At 71.9% G+C, this 17,639-nt stretch carries 13 protein-coding genes; 3 read left to right on the forward strand and 10 right to left on the reverse strand.

Annotation, left to right across the window (positions count from 1 at the left end):
• Positions 1 to 80: 80 nt before the first annotated feature.
• From ACZ67M_RS29680 to ACZ67M_RS29705, 6 genes are all read right to left on the reverse strand, one after another.
• Complete coding sequence (locus ACZ67M_RS29680) at positions 81 to 1,382, reverse strand: cytochrome P450 family protein (RefSeq protein ID WP_469853618.1); 1,302 nt, start codon at positions 1,380 to 1,382, stop codon at positions 81 to 83.
• Positions 1,379 to 2,356, reverse strand: a complete 978-nt coding sequence (locus ACZ67M_RS29685) for a nucleoside triphosphate pyrophosphohydrolase (RefSeq protein ID WP_361357903.1) — start codon at positions 2,354 to 2,356, stop codon at positions 1,379 to 1,381. Before ACZ67M_RS29685 ends, ACZ67M_RS29680 begins: the two co-directional genes overlap by 4 nt.
• 67 nt (positions 2,357 to 2,423) lie before the next feature.
• Complete coding sequence (locus ACZ67M_RS29690) at positions 2,424 to 3,071, reverse strand: SurA N-terminal domain-containing protein (RefSeq protein ID WP_361357900.1); 648 nt, start codon at positions 3,069 to 3,071, stop codon at positions 2,424 to 2,426.
• Between the two features lie 147 nt (positions 3,072 to 3,218).
• Entirely contained in the window at positions 3,219 to 4,709 is a 1,491-nt protein-coding gene (gene pkaE / locus ACZ67M_RS29695) for a serine/threonine protein kinase PkaE (protein WP_392102735.1), read from the reverse strand.
• 53 nt (positions 4,710 to 4,762) lie between these two features.
• On the reverse strand, positions 4,763 to 5,347 hold the full coding sequence (locus tag ACZ67M_RS29700) for a hypothetical protein (RefSeq protein ID WP_122617015.1): 585 nt from the start codon (positions 5,345 to 5,347) through the stop codon (positions 4,763 to 4,765).
• A 123-nt stretch (positions 5,348 to 5,470) separates the two neighbouring features.
• Entirely contained in the window at positions 5,471 to 6,241 is a 771-nt protein-coding gene (locus ACZ67M_RS29705; RefSeq protein WP_392102664.1) for an HNH endonuclease family protein, read from the reverse strand.
• 136 nt (positions 6,242 to 6,377) lie between these two features.
• Between ACZ67M_RS29705 and ACZ67M_RS29710 the strand changes: the two genes are divergently transcribed.
• Positions 6,378 to 6,575, forward strand: coding sequence for an antitoxin (locus tag ACZ67M_RS29710; protein WP_125494714.1), 198 nt, complete (start codon positions 6,378 to 6,380; stop codon positions 6,573 to 6,575).
• A 60-nt stretch (positions 6,576 to 6,635) separates the two neighbouring features.
• On the opposite strand, the gene mfd is transcribed toward ACZ67M_RS29710, so the two are convergent.
• From mfd to ACZ67M_RS29725, 3 genes are all read right to left on the reverse strand, one after another.
• Positions 6,636 to 10,169: a transcription-repair coupling factor gene (gene mfd, locus ACZ67M_RS29715; protein WP_361357894.1), complete on the reverse strand. Its 3,534-nt coding sequence runs from the start codon at positions 10,167 to 10,169 to the stop codon at positions 6,636 to 6,638.
• 436 nt (positions 10,170 to 10,605) lie between these two features.
• Entirely contained in the window at positions 10,606 to 13,170 is a 2,565-nt protein-coding gene (locus tag ACZ67M_RS29720) for an ABC transporter permease (protein WP_392017488.1), read from the reverse strand.
• Positions 13,167 to 13,955 (reverse strand): ABC transporter ATP-binding protein, encoded by a 789-nt coding sequence (locus ACZ67M_RS29725; protein ID WP_122617011.1) that lies wholly within the window; start codon positions 13,953 to 13,955, stop codon positions 13,167 to 13,169. The genes ACZ67M_RS29720 and ACZ67M_RS29725 overlap by 4 nt, the downstream gene beginning before the upstream one ends.
• A gap of 509 nt (positions 13,956 to 14,464) precedes the next feature.
• Between ACZ67M_RS29725 and ACZ67M_RS29730 the strand changes: the two genes are divergently transcribed.
• Both ACZ67M_RS29730 and ACZ67M_RS29735 read left to right on the forward strand, forming a co-directional pair.
• On the forward strand, positions 14,465 to 14,923 hold the full coding sequence (locus ACZ67M_RS29730; RefSeq protein WP_385802733.1) for a DUF485 domain-containing protein: 459 nt from the start codon (positions 14,465 to 14,467) through the stop codon (positions 14,921 to 14,923).
• Positions 14,920 to 16,530: a sodium/solute symporter gene (locus ACZ67M_RS29735; protein WP_361357885.1), complete on the forward strand. Its 1,611-nt coding sequence runs from the start codon at positions 14,920 to 14,922 to the stop codon at positions 16,528 to 16,530. Before ACZ67M_RS29730 ends, ACZ67M_RS29735 begins: the two co-directional genes overlap by 4 nt.
• 33 nt (positions 16,531 to 16,563) lie before the next feature.
• Here ACZ67M_RS29735 and ACZ67M_RS29740 read toward each other — a convergent pair whose 3' ends face one another.
• On the reverse strand, positions 16,564 to 17,454 hold the full coding sequence (locus ACZ67M_RS29740) for a cellulose-binding protein (RefSeq protein WP_469853619.1): 891 nt from the start codon (positions 17,452 to 17,454) through the stop codon (positions 16,564 to 16,566).
• Positions 17,455 to 17,639: the final 185 nt, after the last annotated feature.

A 17,639-nucleotide genomic window follows, 5' to 3' on the forward strand; every position in this document is an offset into this window, starting at 1 on the left:
CGTATAGGCAGATGATCGCTTGTCACAAGTTCATGCCGCACAGATCACGCGAAGATCACAGAGTTGAGGGCGTGTCATGTTTACCTTGACGACGCACTGTTGCCGGGTCCTGACGCGATCGGCGTGAACGAGACGGGCAAAGTGCGCAGACCTCGCATGATGAGCCCGCCCCGCCAGCGCAGTTCTCCCGGATCGGCGGCGAGGCTCAGGTCGGGGAGGCGGGTGAGGAGCGTGGCGAGCGCGGTCTGCCCCTCCAGCCGGGCGAGCGGGGCGCCGAGGCAGTAGTGGATGCCGTGGCCGTACCCGAGGTGCTGACTGTCGCGGCGGGCCAGGTCCAGGGTGTCCGGGTCGGCGAAGCGCTCCGGGTCCCGGTCGGCGGCGGCCAGGACGACGAGGACGGGATCACCCGCCTCGATCCGCTCTCCGCCGACGTCGAGCGGCTCGGTGGCGAAGCGCCAGGTGGCCAGCTCCACCGGGCCGTCGTAGCGGAGCAGTTCCTCGACGCCGGTCTCCAGCAGGCCGTGTTCGCCGGCCGCGAGGGAGGACTGGAGACGGGCGCGCTGCTCGGGGTGGGTGAGCAGGGCGTACGTCCCGTTGCCGATCAAGTTGACCGTGGTCTCGAAACCCGCGAACAGAAGGATGAAGGCCATCGCCGCGGCCTCGTTCTCGGTGAGGTGCTCGCCGTGGTCGGAGGCGCGGATGAGGCCCGAGATGAGGTCCTCGCCGGGGCCGGGCTCGGGCGGCAGCGCGGCGCGTTTGCGGTGGATGAGGTCGGCGAGGTAGCCCCGCATCTTCTTGACCGACCGCGCGACACCGCCGCGCGGTCCGCCGCCGTGACGGATCATCATGCCCGCCCAGTCCCGGAAGTCGTCCTGGTCCTCGCGCGGGACACCGAGCAGGTCGCAGATGGCGTAGATGGGCAGCGGGAAGGCGAAGTCGTGGATCAGGTCGGCGGAGCCGTCGGCCGCGAACCGGTCGATGAGGCCGTCGGCCAGCTCCTGCACCCGGGGCGCGAACTCGGCGACCCGGCGAGGGGTGAACGCCTTGCTTACCAGTCGGCGCAGCCGGGTGTGGTCCGGCGGGTCGATGTTCAGCAGATGGGTCATCAGCTCGGCCTTCCGCTCCCCCGGAATGCCCGTCTTGCCCTTGGCGTGCGCGGGCTCGTCGTGATGGGCCGGGTTCTTGGACAGCCGGGGGTCGGCGAGGGCCTGTTTGGCATCGGCGTACCGGGTGACCAGCCAGGCCTCCACGCCGCTGGGCAGCCGCGTGCGGTGCACGGGGGCGTGCTCGCGCAGCCAGGCGTAGGCGGGGTAGGGGTCGCTGGCGAACTCCCAGGTGAACAGCTCGGGGGCGGGTCCGGCGGGCGGCGGGTTCGGGGTCACCCCTCGACCTCCCGGATCGCGTCCCGGTACGCCCGGGACGCCGCTCTCAGGGCGGCCTCCGGGTCCGTGCCCTCGGACTCGGCGCGGGCGGCGAGGGCGAGGAGGTCGTAGCCGATGCCCTCGCCGGTGGGGAGGGGGACGTCGAGGCCGGCCTGGCGGACGCGGGAGGCGAGCTTGGCGGCGAGGGCGAGGCCGGGCTGGCCGAGGGGGACGCCCTCGGTGACCGAGGTGCGCTGCTTCTCGGCGGCCTTGGTGCGCAGCCAGTGCTCCCGGACGTCCTCCGGGGTGTCGGCCGTCTCGTCGCCGAAGACGTGGGGGTGGCGGTGGATCAGCTTGGCGACGATGGTGCCGGCCACGTCGTCGACGGAGAACGGCGCCTCCGGGTCCTCCTCGGCGATGCGGGCGTGGAAGACGACCTGGAGGAGGACGTCGCCCAGTTCCTCGCGCAGTTCGTCGCGGTCGCCGTCCTCGATCGCCTCGACGAGTTCGTAGGCCTCCTCGATGGCGTACTTGGCGAGGCCCTTGTGGGTGCGCTGGGAGGACCAGGGGCATTCGAGGCGGATGCGGTCCATGACCTGGACCAGGTCGAGGAGGCGGGCGCCGGGGAGGTCGTAGGAGGCGGGGAGCAGCTCCAGCTCGGGCATGTGGACGCGGCCGGAGCCGGCGAGGCGGGCCAGTCCGTCGGTGAGCGCGGGGTCGCCCTCGCCGGTCGCCACGACCACCGCGGTGCGGCCGCCGGCGCAGGCGCCGACCAGTTCCTCGGCGGTGGGGGCCGCTTCGTCGACCCGTATGCCGGCCTCGCGCAGGTAGGGCAGCTGGGGGTGGGTGCCGTCGGCGCACAGCACGCGGTCGGCGGTGCGCAGGGCCTGCCAGGCGGGCCAGGAGAGCAGGCCGGGGGCGACGCGGTGGCTGGTGGTGAGGAGGACGATGCGGCCCGGGTCGGCGGGGGCCGCGTCGGCGGTGGTTGCGTTCACTCCCCGAACGTAACGCATGGCCCGGACGGCCCCCCGAGTTGTCCACAGGGGGCCCTGCGCAGGACCGTTACGCCGTCTCCTGGCTCCTCGCGGCGGTGATCTCCCGCAGCCACGGCGTCTCGGCGTTGACGCGGCTGCTCTTGCGGACGTCCCAGGCGCCGTAGCGCGGGTTGAGGTCGACGTCGAGCTTGGCGGAGGCCTTGGACAGGGCCTGCCAGAACTCGGGGCGGCTGGTGTCGGTGCCGAGGCTTCCGGCCAGCTTCTGGGCCTCCAGCTGGAGGCGGAGGTTCTCGTCGAGGCGCTCGGGGGCGACGCCGTACTGCTGGAGCCAGGCCGTCTCCAGCTGCTTCGGGCCGCCGGCCTGCTCCTCCAGGCCCGCGCGCATCGCCTGCACTTCCTTGCGGGTGACGGTCACACCGGCGTCCTGGGCGGCGCGGTGCAGCACCTGGTCCAGGACCATGCCGTGCAGGGTGTCGCGGGTCAGGGTGCCGGTCTGGGCGAGGACCTGCTGGTACTGGGTGTCGTCCGGGACCGCGGCCCGCTGCGCCGCGCGCACCTCGTCGACGCGGTTCTCCAGCTGGGAGACGGTGATGCGCTGGTCGCCGACGACGGCCGCCGCGCCCGGATGCGCGTCGTTGCCGCAGGCGGTGAGCAGGGGTGCCGCGGCGGCGATCGCGGCGGTGAGGAGGAGCGCGGGGCGACGGCGGCGGTGCAAGGAGACCTCCCGTTGGAGATTGTGCGACGGTGCACAAGGTCTTGCGATGATCGATGTTAGGCAGTGGCCCGGCTCTGGCCAACCCATTGGACCAACGATTCACCGGGACTTCGGGCACCGCCTCGCCCCCGCGCGCGGCGGGGGTCGTCAGCCGCGCATCCGGCTCAGCCAGTGGAGTGTCCGCCGGACGTCGGAGGCGAGCGGGTGGCCGGGGCCGTGGAGGCGCTCCACGTCGTGCAGCAGCCGGGCCAGTGTGTCGTGGGCGGCGGGGCGGTCGCCGAGGGCGAGCAGCAGGTGGCCGACGCGGCGGCGGACGTCGTGGGCGAGGTCGGGGTCGCCGGCGACGTACTGGTTCTCGTAGTAGGGGAGCAGCGCGCGGTACTCGGCCAGGGCGGCGGCCGGTTCGCCGAGCTGTTCCAGGCACTGGGCGGCGTCGTAGCGGTGGCGCAGGGACTGCGGGTCGGCCTGGCCGGCCTCGGCGGCGCGTTCGTCGGCGAGGCGGCGCAGTTCGGGCAGGGCGCGCCGGTACTGGCCGTCGTCCATGAGGGTGGCCGCGTACTGCTTGCGCAGGGTGCGGACGACCGGGGAGCGTTCGCCGTGCTGTTCGGCGGCGGTGGGCAGGATGGCGCCGAGGATGTCGACGGCCTGGGTGATGCGGCCCTCGCCGAGGAGGCGTTTGACCTCGTCGACGGCGCGGGCGACGTCGGGCTTGGCGGCCTCCGCGGTGGGCGGCACGGGGGCCGGCTGCGGGGCGGGGGTGCGGGCGCGGTCGGGCCAGGGTGCGTGCGGGCGGACGAAGGGGCGGGTGGGGTCCAGCGCGCGGCCGGTGGGCATGGAGCGCGCGGGGAGGAGCAGCGCCAGGTGTTCGTAGACCTCCTGGGCGGAGTCCGGGCGGTGCTGCGGGTCCTTGGCGAGCAGGCGCAGGACGAGGGCTTCGAGTGCCTCGGGGACCTCGGGGCGGACGCGGCGCACGGGCAGCGGCGGTTCGTACAGGTGGCGGTGGAGCACGCCGAGGGCGGTGGAACCGGCGAACGGCACGTCGCCGCTGAGCAGTTCGTGCAGGACGACGCCGAGGGCGTACAGGTCGGTGTAGGGGCCGACGGCGCCGCCCATGGCCTGCTCGGGCGACATGTAGGCGGGCGAGCCGATGGGGGTGCCGGTGTGGGTGAGGCGGGTGGTGTCGGCGTCCATGACGGAGGCGACGCCGAGGTCGAGGACGGTGACGGTGCCGTCCTGCTTCACCATCACGTTGCGGGGTTTGAGGTCGCGGTGGACGATCGGCACGGCGTGCACGGCGCTCAGTACGGCGCACAGTTGGGCGGCGACCGCGACGGCCCACTGCCACGGGTAGGGGTCGTGTTCGGCGAGGTGGTCGGCGAGGTCGGCGCCGTCGACGTACTGCATGACGAGGAAGAGTTCCTCGCCCTCGCTGCCCGCGTCGTGCACCGTGACCAGGCCGGGGTGGTCGACCTGTGCGGTGACCCGGCACTCGCGGACGAACCGGCGGCGCAGTTCGTCGGCCTCCTGCCCGGCGACCTTGTCGGGGCGCAGCAGCTTGACGGCCACGCGCCGGTCGAGCCGTCGGTCGTACGCCGTCCAGACCTGGCCCATGCCGCCCTGTCCGACGAGTTGGGACAGCTCGTAGCGGTCGGCGACGACGCGTCCTGTGGTGCCGGTCGCCTGGCGCGCGCTCACGTTCCGCCCTGGTGGCCGGCGCCGCCGTTGCCGTCGTGGCGGCGCAGGTAGTCGCTGAGTTCGTCGAGTTCGGCGCGGACCTGGTCGATGCGGGCGGGCGGGGGCGGCGCCTGCCGCGGGGGCGGCGGTGTGGTCTGCGGCGGCGCGGTCTGCGGCACGGTGGTGGCCGTGAACGGCGAGGAGGGCTGCTGCGGGTAGCCGTAGCCGGGGGTCGGGGTCGGGGCGTAGCCGCCGTACCGCTGCTGCTGGAAGTGGCGCACGTCGGCCGCGATGTAGTAGGCGATCACGGCCACGAGGGTGATGAGCAGCAGCGCGAGTCCGGTGTAGCCGCCGGGGGTGTGGATCTCGTCGCCGGGCTCGGTCCCGATCAGCACGATGCTGAGGATGTCGACGGCCAGGACCGCCACGAACAGGCCCCAGTCCACGGACCTGCGGGTGACGACCGCCAGCCGCAGCAGCATCACCCAGGTCAGAAAGCCGCAGGTGAGGACCGACAGGGTCACGAACAGCACGCGCATGGAGACCAGATACCCGGGTGAGGGTGGCTGCTTCACCGGCTGCGTGTAGCCGTGGCCGTGCATGGCTGCTCCTGGTACCTGGAACGGGCGGATGTCGCGTTGAGCGTATAGGCCGACACCGACAGGCGGCCCCGGGTTGTACCGAACCGTTGTCGACCTGATCACTCCGGCCGGCCGAGGGCGGTGTCAGCCGCCGCACTGGCGGAGCATCGCCTCCCGGTCGGGGGCGGTCACCGCCAGTTCGTACTTGGCGGCGACCTGGGCGAAGCGGACCGCGTACGCGCACCGGACCGGCTTGGCCGGCGGGAGCCAGGAGGCGGGTCCGGAGTCGCGCTTGGCGGAGTTGGCGCGGCCCTGGACGGGGATCAGGTTGAGGGGGTCGTTGGCCAGTTGCTCGCGCTTGTTCTCCGTCCATCGCGAGGAGCCCATCTGCCAGCTGTAGGACAGCGGCACGACGTGGTCGATCTGGACCTCGCTCGCCTTCTGCTTGCGCCACTCGATGGTCGTGCCGGTGTAGGGGTCGTCGAGGCTCATCGCGACGACCACGCAGTCGGAGCCGGAGCGGTAGCGCACCTCCTGGCCGTCGCGCTTGAGGAGGTCGTTGCGCGTGTCGCAGCCGTTGCGGGCGAGCGGGACGCCGTCGGCGGAGTCCATCCAGGCGTAGCCGAACTCGTCGCGGTCGTAGCCCGTCTTCGGGCCGCGTCCCTTGGTCTCCAGGTCCTCGATGAGCCGTCGGGCCGTGGTTTCGGGGCCGTCGCCGGTGACCGGGGCGAGGCCGGGGCCGGTGCCGTCCGGGTTGCGCAGGGGGCTGACGGCCGGTCCGGCGGCCGGGGCGGCGGCGCCGCTGTCGTCGGGGGTGGCCGCGTCGCCCTCCAGGCCCTCGCATCCGCTGACCAGGGCCAGTGCGAGGGCCGCGCCCACGGTCCATCCGGTACGGATCCTGCTGTGCCGCGTCATGCGGGTCCTCCCCCAACTCGTTCGCCGGTATCACCGTAGCGACGGAGAGGTCCAGACCAAAGAGGGCTTAATTGGGCATGTCGGACATGTCTGCCGTACCTTCGAAAGTGAGTCACGTCTCGGAAGGAGCTGCTGCATGGGCATCCTCGACAAGGTCAAAGCCATGGCCGGCAAGGACAAGGACAGGTCAAGGAAGATGTCCGACGCCGCCGAGCGCCAGGTCAACCAGCGGACCGGCGGCAAGTACGAGAAGCAGGTCGACGCCGCGCAGCAGCAGGCCGAGGGAAAGCTCGGCTTCGGGCGCGAGGGCGGCGACCGGCCGGAGCAGCGGTAGCCGCTCCGCACGTCACAACCGCCGAAGCCCGTCCACGGGGTCCCGTGGACGGGCTTCGCGCTACGAGCCCAGGATCGAGGTCAGGAACTCCCCCACCCAGCCGAGCAGTTCCCGCCCGAGCAGCGGCTTGCCGCCGACCTTCGCGGTCTTCGGGCGCGGTACGAGGACCTGGCGGGTGCCCGCCTTGATGACGCTGCCGGGGTAGAGCCGCTTCAGCCTCAGCTCCTGGGACTCGCGCAACTCCACCGGCGCGAAGCGGATGTTGTTGCCCTGGAGCACGATCTCGCCGACGGCGCACGCCCGCGCGAGCATCCGCAGGCCCGCGACCAGCAGCAGGTTCTCCACCGGCTCGGGCAGCTTGCCGTAGCGGTCGACGAGTTCCTCGCGTACGGCCTTGATGTCCTCCTCGCTGTTGGCGGAGGCGATGGACCGGTACGCCTGGAGGCGCAGCCGCTCGCCGGGCGCGTAGTCGTGCGGGACGTGGGCGTCGACCGGCAGCTCGATCTTGACCTCCAGCGGCGGCTCCTCCTCGACACCGCCCTCCAGCGAGGCCCGGTAGTCGGCGACCGCCTCGCCGACCATCCGCACGTACAGGTCGAAGCCGACGCCGGCGATGTGACCGGACTGCTCGCCGCCGAGCAGGTTGCCCGCGCCGCGGATCTCCAGGTCCTTCATCGCCACGTACATGCCCGCGCCCATCTCGGTGTGCTGGGCGATGGTCGCCAGGCGCTCGTGCGCCGTCTCGGTCAGGGGCTTCTCCGGCGGGTAGAGGAAGTACGCGTAGCCGCGCTCCCGTCCTCGGCCGACCCGGCCGCGCAGCTGGTGGAGCTGGCTGAGGCCGAAGTTGTCGCCGCGCTCGACGATCAGGGTGTTGGCGTTGGAGATGTCGATGCCGGACTCGACGATGGTGGTGGAGACGAGCACGTCGAACTTCTTCTCCCAGAAGTCGACGACCACCTGCTCCAGGGCCTGCTCGGACATCTGGCCGTGGGCGGTGGCGATGCGCGCCTCGGGGACGATCTCGCGCAGCCGGGCCGCCGCGCGGTCGATGGACTCGACGCGGTTGTGGATGTAGAAGACCTGGCCCTCACGCAGCAGCTCGCGGCGGACGGCGGCGCCGATCTGCTTCTGCTCGTAGGGGCCGACGAAGGTCAGCACCGGGTGGCGCTCCTCCGGCGGGGTGGTGATGGTGGACATCTCGCGGATGCCGGTGACCGCCATCTCCAGGGTGCGCGGGATGGGGGTCGCGGACATGGTCAGCACGTCGACGTTGGCGCGGAGCTTCTTCAGCTGCTCCTTGTGCTCGACGCCGAAGCGCTGCTCCTCGTCGACGATGACCAGGCCCAGGTCCTTGAACTTGGTCTCGGACGAGAACAGCCGGTGGGTGCCGATGACGATGTCCACCGAGCCCTCGCGCAGGCCCTCCAGGGTCGCCTTCGACTCGGAGTCGCTCTGGAAGCGGGACAGCGCCTTCACGTTCACCGGGAACTGGGCGTACCGCTCGCCGAACGTCCCGAAGTGCTGCTGGACCAGCAGGGTCGTCGGCACGAGTACGGCGACCTGCTTGCCGTCCTGGACCGCCTTGAAGGCGGCGCGGACCGCGATCTCGGTCTTGCCGTAGCCGACGTCGCCGCAGATCAGGCGGTCCATGGGGACCGTCTTCTCCATGTCGTCCTTGACCTCGGCGATGGTGGTGAGCTGGTCCGGGGTCTCGGCGTAGGGGAAGGCGTCCTCCAGCTCGCGCTGCCAGGGCGTGTCGGCCCCGAAGGCATGTCCCGGGGCCGCCATCCGCGCGCTGTAGAGCTTGATCAGGTCGGCGGCGATCTCCTTGACCGCCTTCTTCGCGCGGGCCTTGGTCTTGGTCCAGTCGGCGCCGCCGAGACGGTGCAGGGTGGGGGCCTCGCCGCCGACGTACTTGGTGATCTGCTCCAGCTGGTCGGTCGGGATGTAGAGCCGGTCGCCGGGCTGGCCGCGCTTGGCGGGGGCGTACTCCACGACCAGGTACTCGCGGGTGGCGCCCTGCACGGTGCGCTGCACCATCTCGATGTAGCGGCCCACGCCGTGCTGCTCGTGGACGATGTAGTCGCCCGTCTCCAGGGTGAGCGGGTCGATGGTCTTGCGGCGCCGGGCGGGCATCCGGGCGCCCTCGCGGCCCGCCGCCTTCTGGCCGGTCAGGTCGGTCTCGGTGAGGACGGCGAGCCGGAGATTCCGGTCGACGAAGCCGTGGTCGATCGAGCCGCAGGAAACGTGCACGACGGAGGGGCTGAGGGTGCCCAGGTCGTTGTCGAGCCGGGCCGCGATGCCCTCGCCGCCAAGGACCTCGACGGTGCGGGCGGCCGGGCCGTGGCCCTCGGTGACGTAGACCGCGCGCCAGCCGTCGGCGAGCCAGCCCTTGGTGTCGGCCAGCGCCTTGGCGGTGTCGCCGCGGTAGGTCTCCGGGGCGTGCATGCCGAGCTTGAGGGTGTCGGCCTCCTCGAACGCGTCGTCGGCCGCGAACGGCGACACCGACCACCACATCATGTCCAGCTCGCGGGCCCGCTCCCGGACGTCGGCGATGGACCAGAGCGAGGCCGCGTCGACGTCGATCGGCGCCTCGCCGCCGCCCGCGGTGGCCGCCCAGGACGCCTGGAGGAACTCCTGGCTCGTGGCCACCAGGTCGGCGGCGCGGGTCCGCACCCGCTCCGGGTCGCAGACGAGGGCCATGGCGCCCTTGGGAAGCACGTCCAGGAGCAGTTCCATGTCGTCGACGAGGACGGGAGCCAGGGACTCCATGCCCTCCACCGCGATGCCCTCGGCGATCTTGCCGAGCAGTTCGCCCAGCTCGGGGTGGGCCTCGGCGAGGGCGGCGGCGCGCTCGCGCACGTCCGGGGTGAGCAGCAGCTCGCGGCAGGGCGGGGCCCACAGGCCGTGCTCGGCGATCTCCAGGGAGCGCTGGTCGGCGACCTTGAAGTAGCGGATCTCCTCGACGTCGTCGCCCCAGAACTCGACGCGGAGGGGGTGCTCCTCGGTCGGCGGGAAGACGTCCAGGATGCCGCCGCGGACGGCGAACTCGCCGCGCTTCTCCACCAGCTCCACGCGCGCGTACGCGGCTGCCGCGAGGGCTTCCACGATCTCGTTCAGGTCGGCGGTCTGTCCGGTGCGCAGGGCCACCGGCTCCAGGTCGCCGAGGCCCTTGACCTGCGGCTGGAGCACGGACCTGACGGGCGCCACGACGACGGAGACCGGACCGGTCTCCGGGTCGTCGGGGCGGGGGTGGGCCAGGCGCCGCAGGACGGCCAGGCGGCGGCCGACGGTGTCGCTGCGCGGGCTGAGGCGCTCGTGCGGGAGCGTCTCCCAGGAGGGGTACTCGACGATGCCCTCGGGGGGCAGGAGGGAGCGCAGGGCCGCGGCGAGGTCCTCCGCCTCGCGGCCCGTCGCCGTCACCGCCAGGACGGGACGGGACGTCTCGCGGGCCAGGGCGGCGATGGCGAAGGGGCGGGCCGCGGGGGGACCGACCAGGTCGACGTGCATGCGGTTGCCGTCTGCGGCCGCCGAGATCGCTTCCGCGAGGGCGGTGTCCTTGACGACGGCGTCGAGCAGACCGTGCAGGCTCATGGAGGGGGCGCTTTCCGTCCTGGGGTGGGGCAACACGAGTAGCCCGACGCGGGTGGGGCCGGGGGTGTCCAGCGTACGTCGCCGCGGGCGGGGGCGTCGGGGGCTGTGGATGGCGCCGGGTGGTGGGTGTGCGGCATCGCGGTGGCCGTACCAGGGGGCTCCGCCCCCTGGACCCCCGGCCTGTGCCCACCCACCACCCGACTCGGTGGGTGGAGAGGTGGACGCCCGGGGTGACGGACGACTCGGTGGGCTGAAGGGTGAGCGCCCCGGATGACGGACGACTCGGTGGGCTGAAGGGTGAGCGCACGGGGTGACGGGCGGCTCGGTGGGGCGAAGGCTGGACGTCCGTACCGCCGCAAAAGAGCCGGCGCCGGAGGCCTCGTGGCTTCCGGCGCCGGGTTCCCCCGCAACCCCCGTGTGCGGTGGCTGTCGGGTGCTACTCCGTCGCGATGGCGTTCAGAACGTTCATGCGGCCCGCGCGGAAGGCCGGGACCAGGGCGGCGAACAGGCCCACGAAGGCCGAGCCGATGAAGACACCGATGATCGTCGGCCAGGGGATGTCGAGGACGTTCAGTCCTTCCAGGGCGAGGAGCTTCTGCGCCGTGGCGCCCCAGCCCATGCCGAGTCCGAGGCCGAGCAGCGCGCCGAAGAGGGCGATGACGACCGACTCCATGCGGATCATGCGGCGCAGCTGGCGGCGGGAGAGTCCGATCGCCCGCATCAGGCCGATCTCGCGGGTCCGCTCGACCACCGAGAGGGCCAGGGTGTTCACCACGCCGAGGACCGCGACGATGATCGCCAGGGCGAGCAGGCCGTAGACCATGTTCAGCAACTGGCCGACCTGGTCCTTCAGCTCCTGCTTGTAGTCGGTCTGGTCGGCCACCTGGTACTGCGGGTAGGCGTCCATGGACTTCTTCAGCGCCGCGTACGCCTGGTCGCTCCTGCCGTCCTCGGCCTTGGCGAACATGATCGTGTTCGGCGGGACGCTCTCGGCCGGCAGGTACTTCCGCATCGTGTCGATGCTGATGTACCGGGCGCCCTGGTCGATGGCCACGTCGTCGCTCGTGATCGCGGCGACCTTGAGCTTCGCGGTCTCGCCGCCCTTGAAGGCGACCGAGACGGTGTCCCCGACGTGGACCCCGTGCTTCTCGGCGTAGTCCGAGCCGACGGACATGGCGTCCGGCCCGTAGGCGGCGGAGAGCTTGCCCTCCGTCGTGGCGCGGCGGACGTCCTCGGCGTAGGTCGGGTCGGCGGCCGTGAGGCCTTCGTCGTCGGTCTTGCCGTCGGGTGAGGTCAGGGTGGCGTCGAGCATCTTGTAGCGGGTGACGTGCTCCAGGCCGGGCGTGTCCTGCATCGCCTTCTCGGCCTTAGGCACGATCCGCTGGTTGCCCTGGACGATGAAGTCCGCGCCGACCGTCTTGTCCAGCTCGCTGGTGGCCGAGGCGACCATGGAGGAGCCGACCACGGAGAGACAGGCCACCAGTGCGAGGCCGATCATCAGGGCGGCGCCCGTGGCACCGGTGCGGCGCGGGTTGCGCAGGGCGTTGCGCTCGGCCAGCCGGCCGACGGGGCCGAAGGCCCGCAGCAGCACCGCGCTGATCACCCGGACCACGAAGCCGGCCAGCAGCGGGCCGATGACGACGAAGCCGATGAGGGAGAGCACGATGCCCGCGCCGAGCATCAGCGAACCCTCGCTCGCCTTGTCGGCGCCGGCCGCCGTGAGCAGGGCCGCGGCACCGGAGCCGGTGAGCACCAGGCCGATCAGGCCGCGTATCCAGCCGGCCTTGCCGTCGGCCGGTGTGCCGGCGTCGCGCAGGGCGGCCATCGGGGAGATCTTGCCGGCGCGGCGGGCCGGCAGGTAGGCGGCCAGGACGGTGACCACGACGCCGAGGACCAGGCCGATCACGGGGGTGGCCGTCTTGATGGTCAGGTCGTCGGTGGACAGGTTCATGCCCGCGGCGGACATCAGCTTCATCAGGCCGATGGCGATGCCGACTCCGGCCGCGACGCCGAGGACGGAGCCGACGATGCCGAGGAGCAGAGCCTCGACCAGCACGGAGCGGTTGACCTGCCGGCGGGAGGAGCCGATGGCCCGCATCAGGCCGATCTCGCGGGTCCGCTGGGCGACCAGCATGGAGAAGGTGTTGATGATGAGGAAGATGCCGACCAGGAACGCGATCCCGGCGAAGCCGAGCATGGCGTACTTGATGACGTTCATGAACTCGCCGATGCCCTCGCGGTTCTCGTCGGAGTTCTCCTTGGCCGTCTGGACCTTGTAGGTGCCGTCCAGGGACGACGCGACGTTCTGCTTGAGCCGCGTGTCGGAGACACCGGCCTCGGCGGTGAGGTTGAGCTGGGTGAACCTGCCGGTCGCGCCGAGCAGTTCGCTCTGGGCGGTGGCCGTGTCGAAGTAGACGACGGCGGCGCCGGGGTTGGTCACCGTGAAGGAGGCGATGCCGACGATCTTCGCCTTGAAGTCGCCGGTCTGCGCGATGGTGCGCAGTTCGTCGCCGAGCTTCAGGTCGTGCTTGTCGGCGGTGTCGGCGTCGACCATCACCTCGGTGGGCCCCCGCGGGGCGTGCCCGGTGGTGATCTCCATCGACCGGAGGTCGTTCTTCGTCCAGTTTCCGGCGATCGTCGGGGCGCCGTTGGTGGCGCCCACGTTGTCGTTGTCGCTGTTGACGACCGTCACGTTCATCGAACTGACGACGCCCTCGGCGGACTTGACGCCCTCGGTCGCCCGGGCCCGCTCCAGTGCGGAGGCCGGGAGGGCCTCGGGCACGCCGTTCTGCGGGGTGTCCTCGGCCTTGGCGTCCTTCGGCAGGACCGTCACGTCGGACGAGGTGATCGCGAAGAGCTTGTCGAAGGTGGTGTTCATCGTGTCGGTGAACACCAGGGTGCCGCACACGAACGCCACCGACAGCAGCACCGCCACCGCCGAGAGCGCCATCCGGCCCTTGTGCGCGAGGAAGTTGCGCATCGAGGTCTTGACGACGGTCATGACGTGCGCCCCCGGGCGTCGAAGTCCTTCATGCGGTCGAGGACGGCGTCCGCGGTCGGGCTCAGCATCTCGTCGACGATCCGGCCGTCGGCGAGGTACAGCACCCGGTCCGCGTAGCTCGCGGCGACCGGGTCGTGGGTGACCATGACGATGGTCTGGCCCAGTTCGGTGACCGAGCGGCGCAGGAAGCCCAGCACCTCGGCACCGGCGCGGGAGTCGAGGTTTCCGGTGGGCTCGTCGCCGAAGATGATCTCGGGTCGGGCGGCCAGTGCCCGCGCCACGGCGACCCGCTGCTGCTGGCCGCCGGAGAGCTGGGTGGGCCGGTGCTTGAGCCGGCCGGCCAGCCCCACGGTCTCCACGACCCGGTCCAGCCAGGCCTTGTCGTACTTACGGCCCGCGATGTCCATGGGCAGGGTGATGTTCTCGATCGCGTTGAGCGTCGGGAGCAGGTTGAACGCCTGGAATATGAAGCCGATCCGGTCCCGGCGCAGCCGCGTGAGCTTCTTGTCCTTGAGGCCGGTGATCTCGGTCTCGTCGAGGTAGATCTGCCCGCCGGTGACCGTGTCCAGGCCGGCCAGGCAGTGCATCAGCGTGGACTTGCCGGAGCCCGACGGCCCCATGATGGCGGTGAACCGACCGCGGTCGATGTCCACGTCCACGTGGTCGAGGGCGACCACCCGCGTCTCGCCCGAACCGTAGGCCTTCACGACCTGCCGCGCTCGCGCGGCAACGGCCGTACGCCCTCCGGTGCCCCCGTGCGTGGGAATACTTACGGCCGATGTCATGTCAAGTCTCCTATGTCGGTCATCGAGTGAGCCGCGGGTGCCCCGTTGGACTGCCGTGGGTGCGCCGTGCCGCTGTCTCGAAGAGTCTGTCCGGAACCGTGGGGCGGGCGCGCTGGTGTTCAGCGCACTCTTTTCCTGGGGAAAACCCCACCCCCACGGGTCCGGTTTGCCGCCCCCCAGCGGCGTAAAGCCAGATTAAGGACGCCGCCCGGTCCCTCTCGTCCTCCGCCGGTACGAACCCTCCCCGAGCCGTAGTACGGAGGTACCCCTAGGGGCAGTCCACCCTTCGGTGGAGTCGGTCTCGGGGTCGCTCTCCACCCCGGGACGCACCGAGCCTCCACCCTCCCGCCACGTGAGGGGCAAACCAGCACGTCGGCCAGGCCATACCGACCGACCAGTTCGGCCAAAAGGCAGCGCTCCAGGTGACTGGCGAGTAACGTGCGTGACTCCCCACCCCCCACCTCCCTGCGGTCCGCCACCCGGACCCCAGCCGCGCAAGGAGAACCGGGATGTCCTACGACCCGTCCCCGTCGTACCCCCACCACCCCCCACCGCACCACATCGCACCGCCGTACCCGCCCCATGCCCCGACGCACCAGGCCCCGGCGCACCATGCCCCGTCCCACCGCGCCACGGCCCGGCGCGCCCCGCGGCGCGACCCGCTGGGGCACCACAGCGACCTGCGGATCCTGCGCAGCGCCTACCGCTGGCAGCGGCGCACCGCCACGCTCACCGCGCTCGGCTACTTCACCCTGTTCCTGATCCTGTCCGCCTACGCGCCCGGATTCATGACCGGCCAGGTCGTCGACGGACTGCCCACCGGACTGCTGCTCGCCCTGGTCCAACTGCCCGTCACCTGGCTGGCGATCGCGCTCTACGAGCAGACCGCCCGGCGCCGCGTGGACCCGCTCGCGGACCGCATCCGCAAGGAGGCCGAACTGGACGCCCGGCGGGGGGCGGGACGATGACGGAGTTCAGCGGCAACGCGCAGACCATGTCCCTGGTCGGCTTCACCGCGGTCGCCACCATCACGCTGCTGCTGTGCGTGATGACCGGCCCCGACCGGGACGACCTCGACGAGTTCTACACCGGGTACAGCTCCCTGTCCCCGATGCGCAACGGCCTCGCGATCGCGGGCGACTACATCTCGGCCGCGTCCGTCCTCGGCACCAGCGGCGTCATCGCCCTGTTCGGCCACGACGGTGTCGTGCTGGCGCTCAGCACCGCACTCTCCCTGATGCTGCTGATGTTCCTGCTGGCCGAACCCCTGCGCAACGCGGGCCGGTTCACCATGGGCGACGCGCTCGCCCGCCGGATGCCCGGCCGCAGCGTCCGTGTCGCCACCTGCGCGGTCACCCTCGCCGCGCTGCTGCCGCTGATGCTGGTGCAGCTCGCGGGCACCGGCCAACTGCTCGCCTTCGTCCTCGGGTTCTCCGGCGAGTCGCTGGAGACCGGGTGCATCATCGGGCTGGGCGTGCTGATGATCAGCTACGCGGCGATCGGCGGGATGAAGGGCACCGCCCTCATCCAGATCCTCAAGATCGTGATGCTGCTCGGCTCGGGCGCCGTGGTGGCCGTACTGATCCTCAACCGCTTCGACTGGGACCCCGGCGCGCTGTTCGGCGCGGCGGCGGACCGCAGCGGGGTGGGCTCGGCGTTCCTGCACTCGGGGCTCCAGTTCGCCGGCGGACCCCACCCCGACGCGGACATGATCACCGCGCACCTGACGGTCGTACTCGGCGGTGCCTGCCTCCCGCACATCACCATGCGCATGTACACCGCCTCCTCGGCCCGCCAGGTGCGCCGCTCGATGTCCTGGGCCGTGTCCAGCGTGGCGCTGTTCGTGCTGGTCGTCACGGTCATCGGCTTCGGTGCGACGGCGCTGGTGGGGCGGGCGGTCGTGGCCGCGGTCGACCCGCAGGGCAACACCGCCTACCTGCTGGGCTCGCAGGCCGCCTTCGGTGCGGAGGTGTCCACCGCGGAAACGTTCCTGTTCACGATGGTCACCACGGCCGTCTTCCTCACCCTGCTCGCCTCCGTCGGCGGCATGATCCTCGCCTGCGCCAACTCCCTGGCCCACGACGTGTTCGCCACCCGCGTGCAGGAGATGTCACCGCGCCGCGAGATGGCCCTCGCCCGCGTCTCCGCGCTGGCCGTCGGCGTCCCGGCGATCATCCTGGCCACCCTGGTCCAGCACCGCAGCCTCCAGCCGCTGGTGACGCTGTCGTTCTGCCTGGGCGCCTCGGCCATCGCCCCCGCCCTGGTCTACGGCCTCTTCTGGCGCCGCTACACCCGCACCGGGATGCTCAGCACCCTCATCGGCGGCTCGCTGGCCGTCCTGCTGCTGATGCCGGGCACCAACCTGGTCTCGGGTTCACCCGTCGCCGCCTTCCCCGAGGCCGACTTCAACTGGTTCCCGTTCACCACGACCGGCCTGGTCTCCATCCCGTTCGGCTTCGCCTGCGGCTGGATCGGCACCATGCTCTCCGGCCGGCGCAAGGCCGAGGAGCAGCGCCGGCAGTACGAGGCGGTGGAGGGGTGGATCCTGGCGGGGGCGGTGCGCAGGGGCGACTGACCCCGCCGGGCGCCGGGCGGGACCCGGGTGGCCTCACTCGACCGCCCGGCCGGTCAGCGAACTGAGATTGCTGCGTACGGAGGCCATGTGGGCCTGAAGTTCGTCCCACCGCTCCCCGTGCTCGCGCAGCACCCGCTCCGTCTCGCGGACGATCTCCTCCTGCCGCACCCGGGCCTCGGCGACCACCTCGGCCGCCCGGGCCCGGGCCTCCTCCCGCATCCGCCCGGCCGCCTCCCCCGCCTCGGCCAGCGCCCGCTCCGCCTCGCGCACCTCCCGCTCGGCGCGGGCCACCGCCTCCGCGTGGTGCGCGTCCAGCGCCTCGGCCCGCTCCTTCTCGGCCCGCTCCGCTCCGGCCAGCCGCTCGGCGTGCTCGCGGTCCTGCTCCTCGAGCGTGCCGTCGGTGCGCGTGCGCGCCTCGCGCAGTACGGACAGCACCTCTCCGCGCCCCGCCTTCACCTCCCGCCGCGCCTCGATCCGCACCTCGTCGGCCTCCGCACGCGCCACGAGCAGCCGCTGCCGGGCCTGTTCGTCGGCCTCGGCGCGCACCGCGTCGGCCCACGCCCCCGCCGCCTCCAGCACGCCGTCGGCGTACGCCCGCGCTTCCCGCATCCACTCGTCCCCCGCGTCGCGCGCCCGCTGCCGCACGGCCTCGGCCTCCTCCTCGCCGAGCCGGAACAACCGCCGCGCGCCCTCCCCGAGCACCTCGTAGTCCTGCGAGGTGAGCTGGGCGACCTCGTCCAGCAGGTCGCCCAGGTCCTCCTCCATCTCCCGGGCGAGCACGGTGAGACGGGCGGCCCGCTCCCAGGCCGCGTCGCGGTCGTCGGAGAGCGCCGCGACACGCTCCTCCACCTGTTCCGGACGGTAGCCGCGCTCACGCCCGCGTACGGTCACGAATCCGTCGGGAGCCGCCGCTGCGCTGCTCATGCTGATCACCCCTGTGGTGAACCTGCCGCACTAAATGGACTTAACCGACTTTATGGATCGGATGTAAGCCCTCATAATGCGACACACCGCACGCGAAGGGCGGGGCCCGGTCGCCTCACCGGCCGACCGGGCCCCGCCCCTCGATACGTCAGGAACGCCGCCTTCCAGCAGCGGTCCGTCTCACG

The sequence above is a fragment of the Streptomyces sp. NPDC107500 genome (assembly GCF_055582785.1).